The following is an 18,217-nucleotide window of genomic DNA, read 5'->3' as shown; positions in this document are numbered from 1 at the left end:
TCACTCAGACTCCTTGGCGGTGAGAGGGATCTCCTCGCTCTCTCCAGCGGCGGCGCCGATGAAGACGGTTGCGAGGATCGCGAAGATGTAGGCCTGCACGGCGCCGGTCAGCAGCTCGAGCGCCATCAGCGGGATGGGCACGAAGAGCCCGGCCAGAGACAGCACGATGCCGACGACGAAGACGCCCGACATGACGTTGCCGAACAGGCGGATGATGAGCGAGAAGGTGCGCGTGATCTGCTCGATGAGGTTAAGCGGCATCATCACCCAGCTGGGCTCCACGAAGGTGTCGAGATAGCCCCTGAGCCCGCGCCCGGAGATGCCGAAGGCGATGGTCGCCACGAAAACCCAGAGCGCCAGCGCCGCGTCGGTCTCGATATGGGCGGTGGGCGGCTCGATGCCGGGGATCAGCGACATCCAGTTGGCGAACAGTACAAAGAGCAGCAGCGTGCCGATCAGCGGCCGGAACGGCGCTGGATCGCGGCGCATCGTCTCGCGTATCTGGTCGTCGAGCACGGTGACGAAGAGCTCGAGCACGGTCTGTGTCCTGCTGGGCAGGATGGCGAGCTTGCGGGCGGACAGGAAGGCGAAAAGGCCCAGCCCCGCCATGATCAGCCAGGTGACGACCACCGGCTCGGAGATCGGCACCGGCCCGACATGGAACAGGACAACATGTTCGAGCGGGCTTTGCATCAGCTCTCCCTCCGGGCGCGGCGGACCACCACCTCGCGGCCCAACACCAGCCCCAGCGCGCCCGCAAGCAGCGGCAACGCGCCGAGTTGCACCAGCCCGAAGAGCACCAGCGCCACGAGCGCGAGTCGCAGAAGTTGCAGCACCACGGCTTTCTTCGGCGCGCGCCCCTCGAGATAGAGCGCTGTGAGCCGGCGCAGGCTGGCGAAATGCGCCAGCCCGACGAGGAAGCCCGAGACGAGGCCAAGGGCGGCATATGCGAGATCCGGTGTCATTGCCTGTGCATCCATCTCCAGACCGCGTGCATGCCGATGGCGGCACCGAGGAAGATCCCGGCGGCGGTGAACATGATGCCGGTGTCGGCGACCCGGTCGAGAAACCGGCCCAGCACCACGCCCAGCAGCATCGGCACCAGCACCGCCCAGCCGAGAATGCCGATCTGGCCGAGCCGCGAGCCGAGCGAGGGCTCGGGATCGCTCTGCTTCATCCGCTCCAGATTTGCGGCCTTGCGCGCGGCGTGTTCGACGGCGTCTTTCTCCTGCCGGGTCATCTCGGTTCTCCCTGTTCGGCACCGACGCCCGAGGGATGCGGCAGCACGTCGCCCTGCCCCGGGCGCAGCAGACGGATCATCTCGCGCACGGCATTGGCATGCAGGCGCATCTGCTCGACACGCTCGCGCCGCCCGGCATCGTCCTGATCCCGGCGGAAAGCGGCGATCCGGTCCTCGAGCGCGTGGATGTCCTCGCCGAGGATGGCGTCTCGGCAGGCGATGGCGATCTCGCGTCCTCCGTTCACCGAGAGCAGCCCGGCACGGACGCCGGCGAACTGCTCGGGCCTGCCCGCGCTGCGCCAGCGGATGATCGAGGCCGGCAGGACGGTAAGGAAATCGGTGTGCCCCGGCAGGATGCCGAAGCCGCCGCTCTCGTCCTGCGCCCGCAGCGAGGTGACCTCGGCATCGTCGACCACCACGTCCATCGTGGTGGTGATAACCAGATGCAGCGGCGCGCTCATGATGCCGCCTCCCGCGCCGTGTCTTCCTTGGCGCGCGCATCCTCGAGCGTGCCCACCATGAAGAGCGAGCTCTCGTCCCAGTCGTCGCAGGCGCCCTCGAGGATGGCGCGGCAGCCGGCGATGGTGTCCTCGAGATCGACCGAGACGCCGGCCATGCCGGTGAAGGCCTCGGTCACCGTGAAGGGCTGCGTGAGGAAGCGCTGCAACCGGCGGGCCCGCTCGACCACCTTGCGGTCATCGCGGCTCAGCTCCTCCATGCCGAGGAGCGCGATGACGTCCTGTAGCTCGCGGTAATGCTCGATCGAGCGGCGCACCTCGTTGGCGATGCGCACGTGCTCTTCGCCCACGAGAAGCGGATCGAGCAGGATCGAGGACGAGGCGATGGGATCGACCGACGGGTACATGCCGTCCGCGGCCATGGCGCGCGACAGCACCACCATCGAGTCCACGTGGCCGGCGATGGCGACCACCGCGGGATCGGTGAAATCGTCCGCCGGCACGTAGACCGCCTCGATCGCGGTGACCGAGGCCTCGCCCACCGAAGCGATGCGCTCCTGAAGGTCCGCCACCTCGGTGGCCAACGTCGGCTGATAGCCCACGCGGCTCGGCAGTCGCCCGAGCAGGCCCGAGACCTCCGAGCCCGCCTGCACGAAGCGGAACACGTTGTCCATGAGAAGCAGCACGTTCTTCTGCTCGGCATCGCGGAAGTGCTCGGCGATGGTCAGAGCCGTCATCGGCACCCGCCAGCGCGCGCCCGGAGGCTCGTTCATCTGGCCATAGACCAGCACCGTTCGGTCGAGCACCCCGGCCTCGGTCATGTCGAGCAGCATCTCGTGGCCTTCGCGCGAGCGCTCGCCGATGCCCGAGAACACCGAGATGCCGTCATAGCCTGCCACCATCGAGTGGATCAGTTCCATCACCAGTACCGTCTTGCCGACGCCCGCGCCGCCGAACATCGCCGCCTTGCCGCCCTGCGCCAGCGGAGTCAGCAGATCGACCACCTTGATGCCGGTGCGAAACGGCTCCGACGCCCCGCCGCGCGCCCGCAGCGGCGGCGGCGCGGCGTGGATCGCGCGGCGCGGAGCCTCCTCCGGGAGCGGCCCCTTGCGGTCGCCGGTCCGGCCGGTGACATCGAGCAGACGGCCCAGCACCGCCCCGCCCACCGGCACGGTGAGCGGACCGCCCAGCGTCGTGACGCGCTGGCCGCGCGCGAGCCCGTTGGTGTTGTGCAGCGCGATGGTGCGCACGGTGGTGCGATCCCGCTGCGCCGCGACCTCGAGCAGGATGCGGCGGCCGTCCGCTGCCTCGGTCTCGAGCGCATCGTTGATCGCCGGGATCGCCTCGCCAGGGAAGGTGACGTCGACAACGGCGCCCCGAACCGCGACCACCGTCCCTGCGACGGCTATTTCCTGTGAATCCAAAGACATTGGCTCTCGTCCGAAATCTGCGTCGAGGATAGACCTATCGAGGCGAGTGCGGGGTGATCTAGGTCAAGGAAAACGCGAGTTCCCGGTTTCGTGACCTCGCCGCGCGGAACACCCGGACAGGCGTCACCACCAACGCCTGCGGCGCAAAGCTGCGTGCCTTTGCCGCCCTCGCGGGCACCACATTTGCCCGCTGTGGGCACGGCGCGCGAGACTGGTCCGCTGAAGGAGGCTGGCCGTCGCGCCCAGTTTCTCCGCCTGCGAGCATCAAGGGCCATTGCGGCTCTGCACGAAGCCGATCGTCCCACGCTGAGACGGCATTCGAAGGGGCGCAGACCGAGGGCGTCCCGCGCGAGTCAATCACGCCCGCGCTACTCGGTCACCAGCGCGCTGTCGGGGCCGAGCCCGACCGCCTCGAGCAAGGTCGTCGCGAAGGCGCTGCCGAGATTGCCGAAGGCGGTGCCCGCCGCCTGCTCGATGGCCGGATAGAGGTCGTCCTCGATGCCCTTCAGCGTATCGGTCAGCTCGGCGACTCGGGCCTCCGCGCTGGCCAGTTGCGTCTCGAGCGCCGAGCACAGCTGCAGATCCGCGCCGCCCTCGCGCAGGGCTGCAAGGTTGCTGCGGGTCTCGCCGATCTGGCTGGTCAGGTCGCGAATTTCGGCCCGCAACGGGCGGATGGTTCCGGTGATCTCGGCCACGTCATCGGTGATGTGCTCGACGGTCGAGAACAGGCTCCAGCCCAGCCAGAGGCATAGCGCCAGCAGAATCAGCGTGGCGTTCAGAAGCGCGAGGACGAGGGTCCACAGGGTCCGCCCGAGACTGCGCTCCGCCATCGCTCCCGCTCCCTTGCCGGGCCCTGTCTCAGGCCGTCTTCTTCTTGCTCTTGGCCTCTTCGGCCAGCTGCTTGAACACGTAGACCGGGATCAGGATGGTCGCGATCAGGCTTCCGAGCCAGACCAGCAGCGTCGCCGCCAGCCAGTTGGCCACGCCACCGATCGACATGCCGGCAAGCAGCAGGTCGGTGATCAGCAGCCCGATGGAGACCGTCACAAGCGCCACACCGCCCATCAACTGCGGCAGCTGCTTGAGCGAGATCTTGGTGATCATCGGCCCGAGCACCGCCTGAATGATCGAGAAGGCCACCACGACGATGACGAAGGAGAGCGGGTCGATCTCGAATCCCGCAAGCAGCACGGCGGCGAGCAGTAGCCCGACGGCATTGGCGATGAGATAGGCGGCGGCGGAAAGAGCGAGCTTGACCAAGATGAAAATCTCCCGATGGGACCGGGGCCGAGGTCGCACGCGCCTCTGGGCCTGCCGGACTGCGACAATTGCAGGTTGATCTTTCGCCGCAACGCCCCTTGGGTCAAGAATTTTCCGGCATTGCGAGATGATCGTTCCATGACATGCGGAGATTTCACCGACCCGGGGCTGTCATCGTCAAGCGCGCGCCCCTGACACGCTGCGAAGGGAGAGGTTCCGACCGGTCGTCCCGGCATCGGATCGGCGCCCGGTTGGCTGCGTGAAGCGGGCGCGGCGCGCTGAACGAACCTCTGCTACTGCATCCCCGCCCTTTCTCCGATCCAGTCTGAAATCTGATCCAGTGCGCCAGGCGCGAAGGCATGGCGCCCCTCCACAAGGAACCTCCCGATCGCATAGGGCGACCAGTCTTCAGAAAGCTGCCAGTTGTAAGCACGCGCCTTCAGAAGCCCATGCGTCGCATCCGGCACGATCCGGATGCGGGTCGGTGCATCTCGCGAGCCGAGCATGTCCTGGAACGCGGCCGCGTTTCGTTGCGGGTCGACGTTGAGGTCCTCTGATCCCCAGAGCGCAAGGACAGGAAGATCCAGCACAGACAAGGCCTGCCGCGCATCGGCGCCCCGGTTCTGGCGGATGAACCGCCAACGATCAGGCGACATGCCCGGCGGTGCATCAGCGACCGTTGCATCTTTGCCAAACACTCTGTCGTCGTCGCTGGCCTGCTCGGCAAGGGCGGTCTCGATCTCCTGCGCGTCAAGGCCCGCGCGGCGCAACCGGACCCGGGTGAAGTAATCTCCCTGATCCTGCCAGGACACCGCAGCGCCGATCAGGATCAGAAAGTCGGCATCGGCACGTGTCAGTGACGGCAGAACCCAGCCGGCCTGCGAAAACCCAAGCACGCCGATTTCCTTGTCCACGAAACGCTCGTCCAGGAGCTGAAGAACGCGGCGCGCTTCGACGGCCCGATCCATCATCGTCTGACGCAACCAGTTCCCTTCCGACAATCCGACGCCGGGCTTGTCCCAGGAGGCAACAGCGATCCCGTGATCCAGAAGAGTGTTGATCATCGGGGCATAGCCGCCCGCCATCGTTCGATCTTGCGCGCCGTCCCCGTGAACCATCGCAACGGCTGCGATCACCGCTTCGTCCGGAAGCCAGATCGTGCCCGAAATCTTGATGCCAGAGACCGTGACATCGAACGGCTCGCGCACTCTGCGATCCACATCATGATCAGTCATGCGCCAAAACAAGGCACCCGCCGTCAACGCCAGAACACTCCCAGCGAACAGAACAACCCGTAAATTCATTTGAAATCAGACGTCTTCGTACCCACCTCCACTCAATTATGGAGAGATCTTAACGTGAAAACAATCTACTCAAGCGAGACATTTCTCATCGAAGACGGCTTCCGGGCAGAACATCGACTGCAGGCTGCCCGTGGATACTGGCGCGCCTTTTCGCGCAAGCTCCGGTATCCGCTTGGACCGAAAGGCAAGGCCGTGTCCTTCATCGAAGGCACACTGGACCCGACCCACGCCATTTCTGCCGTCTCGAACGAAGGGCAGTTTCTCGGGATGGCCGGCTTCAAGACGCCGAATGGGGCGCTCGTCGGTGGCGGTCTTGGCGATCTTGCGCGCACCTACGGATGGATCGGTGCCGCGTGGCGCGGTCTCTTGCTGCACATGCTGGAGCGAGACTGCAGCGACGGGTCACTGCTGATGGACGGAATATTCGTCGAGCCGGAGGCCAGAGGCCGGGGCGTCGGAACAGCGCTTCTCCATGCCGTGGAAAGGCACGCGGCCTCCATGGGGCTGAAGAGTATCAGGCTGGACGTCATAGATACCAATTCGCGTGCCCGCGCGCTCTATGAGCGTGAGGGCTTTGCGCCGCAGTCTGTCCTGTCGCTTGGTCCGTTGAACCCGATCTTCGGTTTTTCCTCCGCCACGCAGATGACGAAGTCGGTCGGTCGCTGACAAGGCTCGTCGGCCCTGAAGGACCTGCAAAGCACGACAGCTCCATCCGCCCAGCCGACCTTCATCGCCCGCAGGTCCCGAAGATGTCCCAGAACCAGGATACGTGTCGTCAGGCTGTCCCGAGCGGGTCACGGGTCCGCACCGCATGGCACACAGCAAGGAGCCGCGCCCGTGGCGCGACTCCTGGTGTCGTGAAATCTGACGGGCAAGGATGCCGCCGTGCGGGCGCCGACAGGCCGCACGACGCACCCGCAGGCCTTACTGCATCGACTTGCTGATGAAGTCCTCGGCCACGTTGGACATGTCGAAGGAGGCGCCGCCCTGCACAGGAGGGTAGTCCGCCAGCGTCTGCAGGTGCTGCTGCATCAGCACGTTCACCGGCTGCATCAGCCACGACACCTTCTGCATCAGGTGACCATAGGCATCGGTGCTCGAGTAGCTCTCGAACGGGTCCATGCGGATGTTGAAGACCAGCGGCGCGGTGCGCGCATAGAGGCTGTCGTAATAATCTTCCTTGGTGGCGAAGTGGAACTTCCACGGGCCCATGCGCACGGCGGTGAGCTTGCTCTCGTAGTAGTGGAAGATGTGATCGCGGCGGGACGCGTCTTCCTCGCCGGTCCAGTACGGCAGGTTGTTCACACCATCGATATACTGCTGCTTCTCCTCCATGACCTCGGCGGCCACGTCCTCGATCCCGGCGGCGGCGGCCAGCGACGTGAACATGTCCTGGTGGCCCTGGATGCCGTTCATCACCGATCTCGGCTCGAACTGACCGGGCCAGCGGATCATCGAGGGAACCCGGACGCCCCCCTCGTAGGTGGTCATCTTCTCGCCCCGGAACGGCGAGGTGCCCCCATGCGGCCACGAATTGTGCTCCGGGCCGTTGTCGGTCGAGTACCAGACGATGGTGTTGTCACTCAGCCCCTGCTCGTCGAGCCAGTCGAGCACGTAGCCGATATCGTGGTCGTGCTGCAGCATCCCCGAGCCGTAGAGATCGGCCTCGGAGGTGTATTGCTCCGCCGCATAGCGCCATTCCTCGTCGAGGCGCGTATAAAGGTGCATCCGGCTGGTGTTGAGCCAGACGAAGAAAGGCTCGCCCGCCTCGTTGGCCGACGACATGAAGTCGATCGCCTTGGGGATCACCTCGGCCATGTCGAAATTCTTCATGCGCTCCTGCGTGAGCGGCCCGGTGTCCTCGATGGTCTGCTTGCCGACCACGCCGAAGCGCGGCATCTCGGTGGTGTCCTCGGTCTCTGTGGCAAAGGTATGCAGCACGCCCCGGGTGCCGAACCGCTCCTCATAGGCCTCCAGAGACCCCGAGAACTTCTCGCCGAAGTTCTGATAATCGCGCTGCTCGGCCTCTTCCTGCGTGTTCAGGTGGTAGAGGTTGCCGAAGAACTCGTCGAAGCCGTGCACCGTGGGCAGGTGCTCGTTGCGGTCGCCGAGGTGGTTCTTGCCGAACTGGCCGGTCCGGTAGCCGACCTGCTTGAGTTCTTCGGCCAGGGTCGGCGATCCGTCCTGCAGCCCGAGCGCCGAGCCGGGCTGGCCGACCGTCGTCATGCCCGAGCGAATCGGGTACTGGCCGGTGATGAAGGCGGCCCGGCCGGCGGTGCAGCTTGGCTGGGCATAGTGGTCGGTGAAGCGGATGCCCTCATTGGCGATCCGGTCGATATTCGGGGTGGTGTAGCCCATCGTGCCCATGCCGTAGGAAGACAGGTTCGTCCAACCGATATCGTCCCCCCAGATCACCAGAATATTCGGCTGAGTCTCCTGCGCGAAAACCGCTGAACAGGACAGCGACAATGCGACCGGCGTTGTTGGACAAATCAGCTGGTGACCGCAGTCCCCCTTTCCCCAGACACACCTATCCTGCGGCCACGGTCATCGGGATGCCGAGAGCCGTGAAGCGGTTCATGACCGCCGCGCGGATCTGGACCTCTGCCACTTGGCGGTCGAAGTCCCGTGACATCAGCCGCTGGCCGAGCTGCTTCACGCAGTTCATTTTCGTTTCGACCCGGCTGCGGCGGTGGTACCCGCTCCAATTCCGCCAGAGCGCCCTGCCCAGGTGCTTTGACGCCCGCAGGATTTCGTTGCGCGCCCGGGCTCCGGCAGTGTCCGGCTCCCATGGCCTCGCGGTCCGCCTCGGCGGAATGACCGCTGCCGCGTCACGGGCGGCGATGGCATCGTGGCAGGCGCGCGTGTCGTAGGCGCCGTCGGCCGTCACCGTGGCGATCTCCTCCTCCGCCGGAATCTGGGCGAGCAGATCTGGCAGCATCGGCGCATCGCCGACATTGCTGGACGTGACCTCGATGGCCCGGATCTCCAATGTTTGCTCGTCGATCCCGAGGTGGATCTTGCGCCACACACGCCGTTTCGAGCCGCCATGCTTGCGCGTGTGCCACTCGCCTTCGCCCTCCACCTTGATGCCGGTGCTGTCTACTAGCAGGTGAAGCGCCCCCTTGGAGCCGCGATACGGGATGCTGACGTCCAAGGTCTTCTGACGACGTGACAGCGTGCTGAAGTCAGGAACGGACCACCCCAGCCCGGACAGTTCCAGCAGGCTCGCCACGAACCCCGTCGTCTGGCGGAGCGGCAGCCCGAGGAGGACCTTGAGGGTGAGACAGGCCTGGATTGCGGCGTCGCTATAGGTTTGCTGGCGACCGCGCCGCCCGGACGGCGCCGCTTTCCATTGCATCAAGGGATCGAACCAGACGGTCAGCGATCCGCGCCGCCTCAGCGCCTGATTGTAGCTGCGCCAGTTGGTGGTCTTGTAGGTCGGCTTCGGAGGTCTGCTCATGCTGCCCGGCTAGCATGCTGGATTCACGAGATGAATCCCCTAGATTTGCGCAACAACGCCAATGCGACCGGCAAAGACAGCAGCATCCTTTTCGAAACCATGTGAAACACTCCTTTATCGTATTGAATTCATTGGCGCGAAATTGGCCGCGCGAAACACACTGCGGTTGCAAAAAGCCTAGCACCGCGCAACAGTCCGGATTGTATCCTTCGGGACAAAGTTGGGAATATTTCAGATGTCATTCGAAGCCCTTCGGAAAACCGGCTGGCTGTCCTCCCAGCCGGTCTCCTTCCAAAACGAGGTCCGGCGTCACGGCCGCCTGCGGCGGCACGCGCGCGGCGCCACGATCGTGTCGATCGGGGATCCTCCGGGCGGCCTCTTCGGGCTGGCAGAGGGCGCGCTGGCGGTGTTCATCGCGCCGGGCGACACCGGCCCGCATTTCGCTCATCTCGCGTCGCCGGGATGCTGGTTCGGCGAAGGCGGCTTCTTTACCGGCGGCCCCCGACGCCTGACGCTCGAGGCCACCGTCGACAGCACCGTCCTTCACCTGCCGCTCGACGCGATGGAGCGGCTCGCCGCAGCCGATCCCGAGAACATGCGACGCTTCGGCTGCATCGCGCTGCACAACATCGACCTCTGCCTGCAGGCCATCGACACGCTGCTGATCGCGGATCCCAAGCGGCGGATCGCCGCCACCCTCCTGCGCTGCCTTGCCGAGAGCGATGCACCACGCATCACGATGTCGCAGACCGCGCTCGGGCGCAGCGCCAACGCCTCGCGAAAAGTGGTGAACCGCACGCTTGGAGAGCTGGCCGAGAGGGGAATGGTAGAGCCCGGCTATGCCAAGATCGCGGTGCGGGATGTTGCCGCGCTCAGCGCCTTCGCGGTGGGAAGAAAGCCCGGCTGACCGCGGCCGCAGGCAATCGCCGTGGACAGGTGCAAGGCGCGCGGATACAGTTTTGGCAAGAAAGTGACGGACATCGCTCGCCTCGAACAGTGCAAGCGGGTCGACCCGGCGGCTGCGTCGCAGACCTTCCCGTCACGCAAGGTCATGGGGCCGCGACCCGAGAAAACGGCGATGCGCGTCCCCATCTCTGTAACGACCGGAAGAGTGGGAGAGTTCAGATGTCACCAACCCAAACCCTGCGCCGCGGCCTCGCGGCCACCTTCATCGCGGCCTGCGTCGCCGCGCCGGCACTTGCCGAGCCGGCCGACCTCAACGTCGTGGTGCGGCTTGCCGATGGCGCGACCCTGCCACCCGAAGCGATGATGCAGGTCGAACTGCTCGACGTTTCGCGCGCCGATGCCGCATCGACGACGCTGGCCGCGCGCAGCTACCGGATCGACAGCCTGCCCGCCGAGATCCGCCTGCCCTACGAGACCGACGATGTGGATGCGCGCATGAGCTACGCGGTCGCGGCCACCGTCGCGAAGGACGGCACGACGGTGCTGCGCACCACCACCTCGTTCCCTGCACTGACCCGCAACGCCCCTGAGCGCCCCGAGATCGTCCTGGAGCAGATCGCTCCCATCGCAATGGAGGCTGACATGCCGGGCATCGCAGGCATTCCGTGGCAGGTCTCCGAGATCGGCGGCCGCCTTCTGGTGGTCGAGGATGCGCCGACCCTCGCCTTCGATGCAGAGGGCAATTTTGCCATGTATGGCGGCTGCAATCGCTTCACCGGCACCGCCGAGATCGTCGCGGGCACGATTTCTTTCCCCGAGGCATTCGCTGGCACCCGCCGCATGTGCCCCGAGCCGCGCATGAAGCTCGAGCAGGACATGGTCGACGCCGTCGGCGCCGCAACCGGCTACGTGCGCAACGGCAGCCTGCTGAGCCTGACGAATGAGGCCGGCGTGACGGTGCTGCGGCTGAACGAACGGCCCGAGTGATGAGACCGGGCGCGGCGGGCGATGGTGCCGGCCGTGCCCTGCCCTAGTGGTCCGCGAGCCAGAAGCTGTCGGGGTGGGATTTGCAAAAGGCGCCGAACTCCGCGAGGACGGCGCCGTAGCTCACGCCCTTGGCGGCAGCGTAGCCGCGCATGTACGCGAAGATGAACTGCATCGCGATGACGTCATGTTCCGTCATGTCGGCGGCCTTGGCCGGATCGACGAGGAACAGCCCCCGTGCCTCGGCGCAGGTCGCCTTGGTCATCGCCCACTCTTCGGCCTGATCGACGACCTGAAGCGTCTCGACCCCGGCGCTGGCAAAGCCGGGAACCGCCAGCAGCACCGCTAGCAACACTCTCTTCACTTGCCCCGAACTCCTCTGAAGCATCCCGGCGCGACGGTGCGCCCGCACGAGCGTATGCCGGAACCCGCCCGCCGGGAAAGTGAGAAGACGCCCCGCAGCCTGTGCGGGACGTCCGGTGACTGGATCAGGCGGCATCCGCCTCGGGGTGCTTGCGCACGTAGAACCCGTAGGACAGCATCGTCATGCCGCTCGAGATCAGCTCGATGGCGAGCAGGATGCCCAGAAGCGAGACCGATGCGGCAAGGAAGTTGCCGAACACCATCACCGCCAGCACCACCGAGATCACGCCCGACAGCAGCGACAGCCAGAAGAAGCCCGAGCCGCGCAGGCTGAAGGCGAAGACGATCTTCAGCACGCCGTTCACGAGGAACATGATCGCCGCCATCACGGTCAGCGTGACGATGCCCGCAAGCGGGTGGTACAGCAGGCTGAAGCCCAGCACGACATAGGCCACGCCGAGCAAGAGCCCGAAGAGGCGCGCCCCCCAACCGCCGGCCTTGAACGCTGCGAAGAACTGCAGCACCCCGCCGAAGATGAAGATCCACGCCGCCATCTGTTCGGCTGCGACGGTCGCCACGAACGGGTTCATCAGCGCGAAAAAGCCGCCAATGATGAGCAACACACCAAATATGATCCAAAGGACTGAATTCTTCATCGCATTTCCTCCTGACTGGGGCGTTGCCCCATCTTCAATACCCTGACTATTCAATGAAATCCGTGCGCGTCCTATCGAAAAGCGACTCGGCGATCGAATAGCTGCCTTGCGGGGCGCCTTCGTCACAGTGTGCCTGCGCCCGGCCGGATTGGTAGCGTCGCGCAATGACAGGATTGCGACCGAGGAAATACGAAAGGCCATCGCCCGGAATTGCGCCGCGAAAGATCGGAGCGGCGCGGCGAGTGCCTTCGTGGCCGCCGATAAAAGATATATTCGAAATATTCCTTAAAAAGGCAAAAGTGCCACGGCGACGACACCCCGAAAGCGTTGACCCTTTCCGTTCCCGGTTCTAGCCTATTGAAAACAGGTCAATTGCCGGGGTGTATCATGCGTTTCCTGAGGTTTCTTCTTGTCCTCGTGATCGTCCTCGCGATCGCCATCGTCGTGCTCCGGCTGCTCAACCCGCTGCCCGATCTCGAAGGCCGCAGCAACAGCACTCATATTCCCGTCTCCGCCGAGACCACGCTCGGCAGCGCGTTGATGACCGCGACCGAAGCGCAGCCCGGGAAGAGCGGCATCTGGCCGCTGGCGGACGGGCGCGAGGCCTATGCCGCCCGCATCCTGCTTGCCCGCAACGCCGAGCAGAGCATCGATATGCAGTATTACATCTGGCAGACCGACACGACGGGCTGGATCCTGCTCGACGAGATGCGCAAGGCGGCGGAACGCGGCGTCCGGGTGCGGCTGCTGCTCGATGACAACGGCGTTCCCGGGCTCGATGCCGAGCTCGCCGCGCTCAACGCGATGCCCAATGTCGAGGTGCGGCTGTTCAACCCGTTCACCCTGCGCGACCCGAAGCTGTTGTCCTATGTGTTCGACTTTCCGCGTCTGAACCGGCGGATGCACAACAAGGCGATGATCGTCGACGGGGCCGCCACGGTGCTCGGCGGCCGCAACATCGGCGACATCTATTTCGACTACGGCACCGGCGTGCACTACTTCGACGCCGACGTGCTGGCCGCCGGCCCGGTCGTCGGAGAGGTCTCGGAGAATTTCGATGCCTACTGGGCCAGCAGGTCGGCCTATCCCGCCGAGTTGATCCTGCCCGATGCGCCCGATGGGCTCGACAGCCTCATGGCCCACGCCGAGAGCGCCCGCAGTGGCGCCGAAGCCGCGCAATACGACGACGCCATCACCGACACGCCACTGGTGCAGGAAATCGAGGCCGGCACGCTCGCTCTGGAATGGGGCGAGGTCGACTTCTTCAGCGACGATCCGGCAAAAGGGCTCGGCGAGGCGACCGAGGATCAGTTGCTGCTGACCCGCATCCTCGAGATCGCCGACCCGCAAAGCTCCTTCGACCTTGTCTCGGCCTATTTCATCCCCGGCGACAGCGGCACCGAGGTGCTCACCGGCTTTGCCGAGGCCGGGGTCGAGACCCGGGTGCTGACCAACGCGCTTGCCGCCACCGACGTGGCGCCGGTGCACAGCGCCTACATGACCTATCGCGATGAGCTGCTCGACGGTGGCGTCACCATTCTCGAATTGCGCCCCGCCGCCGAGCGCAAGCGGGAGCTCCAGCTGTCGCAGATGATCGCGGGCTCGGCCTCGAGCCTGCACGCCAAGACCTTCACCGTCGACGGCGAACGGATCTTCGTGGGCTCGTTCAACTTCGATCCGCGCTCGGCCCGCCTCAACACCGAGATGGGCCTGCTGATCCCGAGCCCGGAGATGGCCGCCGGACTGGCCGAGGCGCTGGACGACCCGGCGCGATATTACCACGTGGAGCGCGGCGAGAGCGGCGATCTGGTCTGGATCGAAACCGCCGAGGACGGTGACCGCACGGTGCTGACCCAAGAGCCCGAGACCGGCTGGTTCAAGATGCTGGTGGTGCGCTTCATCAGCTGGCTGCCCGTGGAATGGATGCTCTGACCCGGCCCGGACTGACGCGGCTGCACGGGCGCTCTGCCCCGTGCAGCATCCACGACCGAGCCCACACGGAGAAGGGAGATCCGCGATGACGACCTGTCCCAGCGGCCTGCGGTTCCTCGTGCTTGCCGCCGCGCTATCCGCAGCTCTCTGGCCATCGCCCGCGGTTCGGGCCGAGACGGTCGCGGCAGAGGCAGTGGCAGAGGCAGCGGCCCCGCGCGGCGTGCCCTACCTCACGATCCGCAACCGCACCGGGCTCGGCGATCCGCGCAAGTTCTACGGCGACGAGCGCAGCGACCTGAAGGCGGGATGGTGCGACATCGGCGAACGCCGTCTGCCGATGCTGTCATCGGTGGCAGAGGCCGCGCCCTTCTACATCCCCGAAGAGATCCTGCGCGTCGACGGCATCCGCGAAAGCGCACCCGCGGCCCTGCTCGACGCCTTCGAGACCGGCGTTGAGGATGCCGCGCCAGTGCTCTTCACCCATGGCTTCTACATCGATTTCGAAAAGGGCTGTCGCCGCGCCACCGCGCTGCAGGAGAATGCCGGTCTCATGGGCCAGTTCCTGTGGTTCAGCTGGCCCTCGAACGGCGACGCGCTGAACTACACCCATGACGAGGCAGATCTCTACTGGAGCGTGCCCAACCTCGCGGATACGATCAGCGAACTCGAGGGCCGCTTCGGGCCGGGCCGGGTCAACATGGCGGGCCACAGCCTCGGCGCGCGGGGCGTGGCGCTGGCGCTGGCGGAACTGGCGAGCCGGAACAGCGGCGAACAGCTTGGAGAGGTCGTGCTGCTGGCCCCGGACATGGATTTCGGCATCTTCGAGCGCCTGTTGCCGCGGATCCGGCCACTGGCGACCAGCATCACGGTCTACGTCACCGAGCGCGACTGGCCGCTGGCGCTCTCGGCGCAGCTGCACGGCTATCCCCGCCTCGGCGAGGCCGGCAACCCGGTCGAGGCGCTGGACGGCGTCGAGGTCATCGATCTCAGCGACCTGCAGGTGCGCAGCTCGTCGGGGCATCTCTACCATATCTACAACCCCGAGGTGGGCGACGATCTCGCGCAGCTTTTCAAGGACGGGCTGCACGCCGCCGAGAGGCGGAACCTCGTGCAGGACGGCCCGAACCTCTGGCGCCTGCAACCGGCGCAGTAGCGCACGCGCGCGGGCGCGGCGCAGCCGCGACCGAATACTGGCGCCGATGTCGCAAAGCTTGTGGCTTTCCGGGAGGTTCGGTGTAGCATCGTTCTCCGGGACTTCTTGTTCAGCCGGATGGAACCATGGACGCCACCACCGCCGCGTCGCTCTACACGCAGATAGAGCTGCCGCTCCTGTCACTCACCAGCACCGCCGTCATCCTGCTGATCTGCCTGCCAGCGATGGCCGTGATCGGCTTCTGGGGCGGGCGGGCGCGCCGCAGGATGTTGCTTCGGGCCGGTGAGGAGATCGACCTGGTCGTTGGCGAGACGACCCTTGCCGCGATCCTTGCCCTGCTCGGCCTGCTGCTGGCCTTCAGCTTCGGCGACGCGCTGAGCCTTGCGCAGGCGCGAAAGGCCGCCACTGTGAACGAGGCGGCTGCGCTCGGCACCGCCTTCCTCCGCGCCGATTACCTGCCCGAAACCGGACGCCTGCCGCTGCAGCAGGCATTGCTCGACTATACCGAGACCCGGCTTCTGCCGGGCAATGGCGCGCTGGCCTCTCAGGAGGAGGCACAGGCCTTCCTAGACCGCTCGCTCGCCGCGCAGGCCCGGCTCTGGCCTTTGACTCTCGAGGCGACCGCAGACCCGGTGCCGCCCCCGATACAGGCCTTCGTCGCCGGTGCCGTGAACGAAGCCATCGACGCGCATCTCTACCGGTTGCAGATGACGACCAGTCCGATGTCAGAGGTCACCCACCTCGTGCTGCTGGCCTCGGCGATGATGGGGCTGTTCCTGCTCGGCAACCGCGCCGGACTGCTGGGACGCCGGCTGACATGGCGGATGTTCGTGTTCTCGGGTTTCCTGTTCATCGTGATGTTCACCATCGTCGACACCCAACGCGCGAAAGAGGGCCTGGTGCGCGTCGACGAAATGCCGATGCGCGCCACCGTCTTCGACATGCGTCAGGCGCTCGCGGCAGGGAGCTAGAACCGCCCGCCGCAAGAGGAGCCCCCGGCACTCTGAGCCCGGCACGGGCCGGATGTCCGCTCAGGCCACCGCCTCCGACGTCATCGCGGCATCGAGCGACAGGCCTTCGCGGACCGCCCGTTCGAGCAGTGGCGCGGGAGCCCAACGCGGTCCAAGCATCTCGTGATAGTGACGGATGTCCGCCAGCACCTTCGAAAGCCCGACGGCTTCCGCATGGTGCATCGGCCCGCCCCTGAAGCGCGGGAAGCCGTAGCCGTGCACGAAGATCACGTCGATGTCGCTGGCGCGCAGGGCGATGCCCTCCTCAAGGAGCCGGCAGCCCGTGTTGACCAGCTGCCACAGGCAGCGGCGGCGGATCTCGTCCTCCGTCAGCGGCGCGCGCGGCGGCTGGCCCTGCGCCCCGGCACAAGCGTCGCGGAGCTGCTGGCCGATGTCGACGCCGAAACCGGCGAGCGCCGCATCGACCTGATCGGGCGTGGCGCCCTCCTCGACGAGCATCTGCACCTCGCGACCGAACGCGCGGACCATGCGGTTGCCCACAAGCCCATCGCAGACCCCGACGAGCACCGGTTGCTTGTCCAGCCGTGGCGCCAGGGCCATCACCGTGGCGATGACCTCTGGGGCAGTCCGTGCCCCGCGCACGACCTCGAGCAGGCGCACCGCGCCATCGGGCTGCAAGAAATGCATCCCGATGACATCGCCGGGCCGCCTGGTCGCCTGCGCGATGCTGTCCAGATCGAGGGTCGCGCCATTGTTGACGAGGATCGCCCCCGGCTTGCAGATGCGGTCGAGCGCCGAGAAGATCTCTTGCGTCTGCGTCATGTCCTCCGAGACAGCCGCCACGACCACATCGGCCGAGGCCGCGGCGTGCAGTTCGGTCGACAGCTCCAGCCGCGCCCGCTGCGCCACAAGCGTGGGACCGTCGATCCCACCGCCATCACGCGCCTGATCCCAGAGCTCCGCGATGCGCGCCCGCGCCCGCTCGATCTGAGCCGCGTCCGTGTCGATCAGCACCACCGGCAGCCCGGCCCTTGCGAAGCACATGGCGATGCCGGCGCCCGCGCTGTCCGCGCCCACGACCGCCGCGCGGGTGATCTCGCGCGGCGCGGTGTCGCGTGGCAGATCCGGCACCTTGCGCGCCTCGCGCTCGGCAAAGAAGACGTGCCGCTGCGCCCGCGACTGGTCCGAGGCGTTGAGCTCGATGAAGGTCTCGCGCTCCCACGCCTGCCCCTGCTCCAGCGGCGTGTCATAGGCCATGCGCACGCCTTCGACCGCCCGCGTCACCGCCAGTGCGCCACGCGCCACCCCCAGGGCAGTCTCTGCGGCGGCGTCCATCTCGGAAATATCGCCCGGCACCGCGCGCGCCCCGATGGGCTGGCGTTCGATCCCCGCAGCGGCCATCGCCTCGGCCCGCAGCAGGGCGGCCTCGAGATCCGGGAGCACCTCGGCGCAGAGCCCGAGCGCCGCGGCCTCCTCTGCGCGCACCTCGCGGGCCGTCACGATGATGTCGAGCGCAGCTGGCCCGCCCACCAGACGCGGCAGCTTCTGCGTGCCGCCAGCGCCGGGAATGTTGCCGAGCCGGATCTCGGGGAAGCTGAAGCGCGCGTTCGGCGCCGCGAGCCGGATGTCGCAAGCCAGCGTCAGCTCGAAGCCGCCGCCGAAGCAGACCCCGCCGATCAACGCCAGCGTCGGCTTGGGCGCCGCCTCGATCTGCGCGATCACCTCGGTCAGCAGAGGCGGTTTGCGACCGGTCGCGAACTCGCGGATATCGGCCCCGGCCGAGAAGAATTTCGGCAGCCCCACCAATGCGATGGCCTTGATCTCCGGATCTGCGCAAAAGGCCCTATGCGCATCGCTGATCGCCGTGCGCAGCGCATGCCCCAGTGCGTTCACCGGCGCATTGCGAAGGTAGATGACCCCCAGCGCGCCACGGGTTTCGATGCCGATCTGGCGCGGCACGCTCATATCTCTTTCTGTGCTCAAAGGATTTCCTCCGTCCCGAGGCTCAGCCTCGTCCCCTGCGGCACACTGACCCCGTTCAGGTGCGAAGAGCAAGCTCTGCGCCCTCGGTCCGGCGGCCTCTCGCCGCGGTCCCGT

19 protein-coding genes are annotated in these 18,217 nt (G+C 66.4%); 6 read left to right on the top strand and 13 right to left on the bottom strand.

Annotation, left to right across the window (positions count from 1 at the left end; all coding sequences use genetic code 11):
• The 8 genes from R2601_RS10240 to R2601_RS10205 all read right to left on the bottom strand — a co-directional run bounded on the left by R2601_RS10240 (nucleotide 1) and on the right by R2601_RS10205 (nucleotide 5,623).
• Nucleotides 1-696: a F0F1 ATP synthase subunit A gene (locus R2601_RS10240; RefSeq protein WP_217626382.1), complete on the bottom strand. Its 696-nt coding sequence runs from the start codon at nucleotides 694-696 to the stop codon at nucleotides 1-3.
• The gene (locus tag R2601_RS10235; protein WP_007797557.1) at nucleotides 693-965 is read right to left on the bottom strand and encodes an N-ATPase subunit AtpR; all 273 of its coding nucleotides are present in this window, start codon (nucleotides 963-965) and stop codon (nucleotides 693-695) included. Before R2601_RS10235 ends, R2601_RS10240 begins: the two co-directional genes overlap by 4 nt.
• Nucleotides 962-1,240, bottom strand: a complete 279-nt coding sequence (locus R2601_RS10230; protein ID WP_007797554.1) for an AtpZ/AtpI family protein — start codon at nucleotides 1,238-1,240, stop codon at nucleotides 962-964. The genes R2601_RS10235 and R2601_RS10230 overlap by 4 nt, the downstream gene beginning before the upstream one ends.
• Nucleotides 1,237-1,701 (bottom strand): F0F1 ATP synthase subunit epsilon, encoded by a 465-nt coding sequence (locus tag R2601_RS10225; RefSeq protein WP_007797551.1) that lies wholly within the window; start codon nucleotides 1,699-1,701, stop codon nucleotides 1,237-1,239. Before R2601_RS10225 ends, R2601_RS10230 begins: the two co-directional genes overlap by 4 nt.
• Nucleotides 1,698-3,128, bottom strand: coding sequence for a F0F1 ATP synthase subunit beta (gene atpD, locus R2601_RS10220; protein ID WP_040544579.1), 1,431 nt, complete (start codon nucleotides 3,126-3,128; stop codon nucleotides 1,698-1,700). Before atpD ends, R2601_RS10225 begins: the two co-directional genes overlap by 4 nt.
• Nucleotides 3,129-3,496: 368 nt before the next feature.
• Nucleotides 3,497-3,958: a hypothetical protein gene (locus tag R2601_RS10215; RefSeq protein ID WP_007797543.1), complete on the bottom strand. Its 462-nt coding sequence runs from the start codon at nucleotides 3,956-3,958 to the stop codon at nucleotides 3,497-3,499.
• Nucleotides 3,959-3,986: 28 nt separating this feature from the next.
• Nucleotides 3,987-4,388, bottom strand: a complete 402-nt coding sequence (locus R2601_RS10210; RefSeq protein WP_007797540.1) for a phage holin family protein — start codon at nucleotides 4,386-4,388, stop codon at nucleotides 3,987-3,989.
• A 293-nt stretch (nucleotides 4,389-4,681) separates the two neighbouring features.
• Nucleotides 4,682-5,623 (bottom strand): alpha/beta hydrolase family protein, encoded by a 942-nt coding sequence (locus R2601_RS10205; protein ID WP_254656047.1) that lies wholly within the window; start codon nucleotides 5,621-5,623, stop codon nucleotides 4,682-4,684.
• A gap of 123 nt (nucleotides 5,624-5,746) precedes the next feature.
• Here R2601_RS10205 and R2601_RS10200 point away from each other — a divergent pair, with 123 nt between their 5' ends.
• Nucleotides 5,747-6,358: a GNAT family N-acetyltransferase gene (locus R2601_RS10200; RefSeq protein WP_007797536.1), complete on the top strand. Its 612-nt coding sequence runs from the start codon at nucleotides 5,747-5,749 to the stop codon at nucleotides 6,356-6,358.
• A gap of 258 nt (nucleotides 6,359-6,616) precedes the next feature.
• Here R2601_RS10200 and R2601_RS10195 read toward each other — a convergent pair whose 3' ends face one another.
• Nucleotides 6,617-8,107, bottom strand: a complete 1,491-nt coding sequence (locus R2601_RS10195; protein ID WP_217626367.1) for an arylsulfatase — start codon at nucleotides 8,105-8,107, stop codon at nucleotides 6,617-6,619.
• 115 nt (nucleotides 8,108-8,222) lie between these two features.
• Nucleotides 8,223-9,155, bottom strand: coding sequence for an IS5-like element ISRssp5 family transposase (locus R2601_RS10190; RefSeq protein ID WP_007791754.1), 933 nt, complete (start codon nucleotides 9,153-9,155; stop codon nucleotides 8,223-8,225).
• 235 nt (nucleotides 9,156-9,390) lie between these two features.
• Between R2601_RS10190 and R2601_RS10185 the strand changes: the two genes are divergently transcribed.
• Together R2601_RS10185 and R2601_RS10180 are read left to right on the top strand one after the other, a co-directional pair.
• A complete protein-coding gene (locus tag R2601_RS10185; RefSeq protein WP_007797531.1) occupies nucleotides 9,391-10,062 on the top strand; it encodes a Crp/Fnr family transcriptional regulator in 672 nt (223 codons plus the stop codon).
• A 218-nt stretch (nucleotides 10,063-10,280) separates the two neighbouring features.
• Nucleotides 10,281-11,048 (top strand): META domain-containing protein, encoded by a 768-nt coding sequence (locus R2601_RS10180; protein WP_007797529.1) that lies wholly within the window; start codon nucleotides 10,281-10,283, stop codon nucleotides 11,046-11,048.
• A gap of 43 nt (nucleotides 11,049-11,091) precedes the next feature.
• Here R2601_RS10180 and R2601_RS10175 read toward each other — a convergent pair whose 3' ends face one another.
• Entirely contained in the window at nucleotides 11,092-11,409 is a 318-nt protein-coding gene (locus R2601_RS10175; RefSeq protein WP_144266901.1) for a hypothetical protein, read from the bottom strand.
• Between the two features lie 124 nt (nucleotides 11,410-11,533).
• On the bottom strand, nucleotides 11,534-12,064 hold the full coding sequence (locus tag R2601_RS10170) for an HdeD family acid-resistance protein (protein WP_040544575.1): 531 nt from the start codon (nucleotides 12,062-12,064) through the stop codon (nucleotides 11,534-11,536).
• Nucleotides 12,065-12,451: 387 nt separating this feature from the next.
• On the opposite strand from R2601_RS10170, the gene R2601_RS10165 reads away from it, so the two are divergent.
• The 3 genes from R2601_RS10165 to R2601_RS10155 all read left to right on the top strand — a co-directional run bounded on the left by R2601_RS10165 (nucleotide 12,452) and on the right by R2601_RS10155 (nucleotide 16,120).
• A complete protein-coding gene (locus tag R2601_RS10165; RefSeq protein ID WP_007797520.1) occupies nucleotides 12,452-13,996 on the top strand; it encodes a phospholipase D family protein in 1,545 nt (514 codons plus the stop codon).
• 85 nt (nucleotides 13,997-14,081) lie between these two features.
• Entirely contained in the window at nucleotides 14,082-15,149 is a 1,068-nt protein-coding gene (locus R2601_RS10160) for an alpha/beta hydrolase (protein ID WP_007797517.1), read from the top strand.
• A 125-nt stretch (nucleotides 15,150-15,274) separates the two neighbouring features.
• Nucleotides 15,275-16,120, top strand: a complete 846-nt coding sequence (locus R2601_RS10155) for a bestrophin-like domain (RefSeq protein WP_007797514.1) — start codon at nucleotides 15,275-15,277, stop codon at nucleotides 16,118-16,120.
• A 60-nt stretch (nucleotides 16,121-16,180) separates the two neighbouring features.
• On the opposite strand, the gene R2601_RS10150 is transcribed toward R2601_RS10155, so the two are convergent.
• Entirely contained in the window at nucleotides 16,181-18,085 is a 1,905-nt protein-coding gene (locus R2601_RS10150) for a 3-hydroxyacyl-CoA dehydrogenase NAD-binding domain-containing protein (RefSeq protein ID WP_007797511.1), read from the bottom strand.
• Nucleotides 18,086-18,217: the final 132 nt, after the last annotated feature.

This window comes from Salipiger bermudensis HTCC2601 (assembly GCF_000153725.1).
In the GTDB taxonomy this organism is placed as follows: Bacteria; Pseudomonadota; Alphaproteobacteria; order Rhodobacterales; family Rhodobacteraceae; genus Salipiger; species Salipiger bermudensis.
The sequence above is the reverse complement of the archived record's forward strand: the minus strand, read 5'-3'. Positions and strand labels throughout refer to the sequence as shown.

Bases quoted from the DNA above. Each gene is read 5' to 3' on its own strand.
- R2601_RS10180 (WP_007797529.1), top strand. From the start codon at position 10,281: ATGTCACCAACCCAAACCCTGCGCCGCGGCCTCGCGGCCACCTTCATC.
- R2601_RS10170 (WP_040544575.1), bottom strand. From the start codon at position 12,064: ATGAAGAATTCAGTCCTTTGGATCATATTTGGTGTGTTGCTCATCATT.
- atpD (WP_040544579.1), bottom strand. From the start codon at position 3,128: ATGTCTTTGGATTCACAGGAAATAGCCGTCGCAGGGACGGTGGTCGCG.
- R2601_RS10205 (WP_254656047.1), bottom strand. From the start codon at position 5,623: ATGACTGATCATGATGTGGATCGCAGAGTGCGCGAGCCGTTCGATGTC.
- R2601_RS10150 (WP_007797511.1), bottom strand. From the start codon at position 18,085: ATGAGCGTGCCGCGCCAGATCGGCATCGAAACCCGTGGCGCGCTGGGG.
- R2601_RS10155 (WP_007797514.1), top strand. From the start codon at position 15,275: ATGGACGCCACCACCGCCGCGTCGCTCTACACGCAGATAGAGCTGCCG.
- R2601_RS10190 (WP_007791754.1), bottom strand. From the start codon at position 9,155: ATGAGCAGACCTCCGAAGCCGACCTACAAGACCACCAACTGGCGCAGC.
- R2601_RS10160 (WP_007797517.1), top strand. From the start codon at position 14,082: ATGACGACCTGTCCCAGCGGCCTGCGGTTCCTCGTGCTTGCCGCCGCG.
- R2601_RS10215 (WP_007797543.1), bottom strand. From the start codon at position 3,958: ATGGCGGAGCGCAGTCTCGGGCGGACCCTGTGGACCCTCGTCCTCGCG.
- R2601_RS10165 (WP_007797520.1), top strand. From the start codon at position 12,452: ATGCGTTTCCTGAGGTTTCTTCTTGTCCTCGTGATCGTCCTCGCGATC.
- R2601_RS10230 (WP_007797554.1), bottom strand. From the start codon at position 1,240: ATGACCCGGCAGGAGAAAGACGCCGTCGAACACGCCGCGCGCAAGGCC.
- R2601_RS10185 (WP_007797531.1), top strand. From the start codon at position 9,391: ATGTCATTCGAAGCCCTTCGGAAAACCGGCTGGCTGTCCTCCCAGCCG.
- R2601_RS10235 (WP_007797557.1), bottom strand. From the start codon at position 965: ATGACACCGGATCTCGCATATGCCGCCCTTGGCCTCGTCTCGGGCTTC.
- R2601_RS10225 (WP_007797551.1), bottom strand. From the start codon at position 1,701: ATGAGCGCGCCGCTGCATCTGGTTATCACCACCACGATGGACGTGGTG.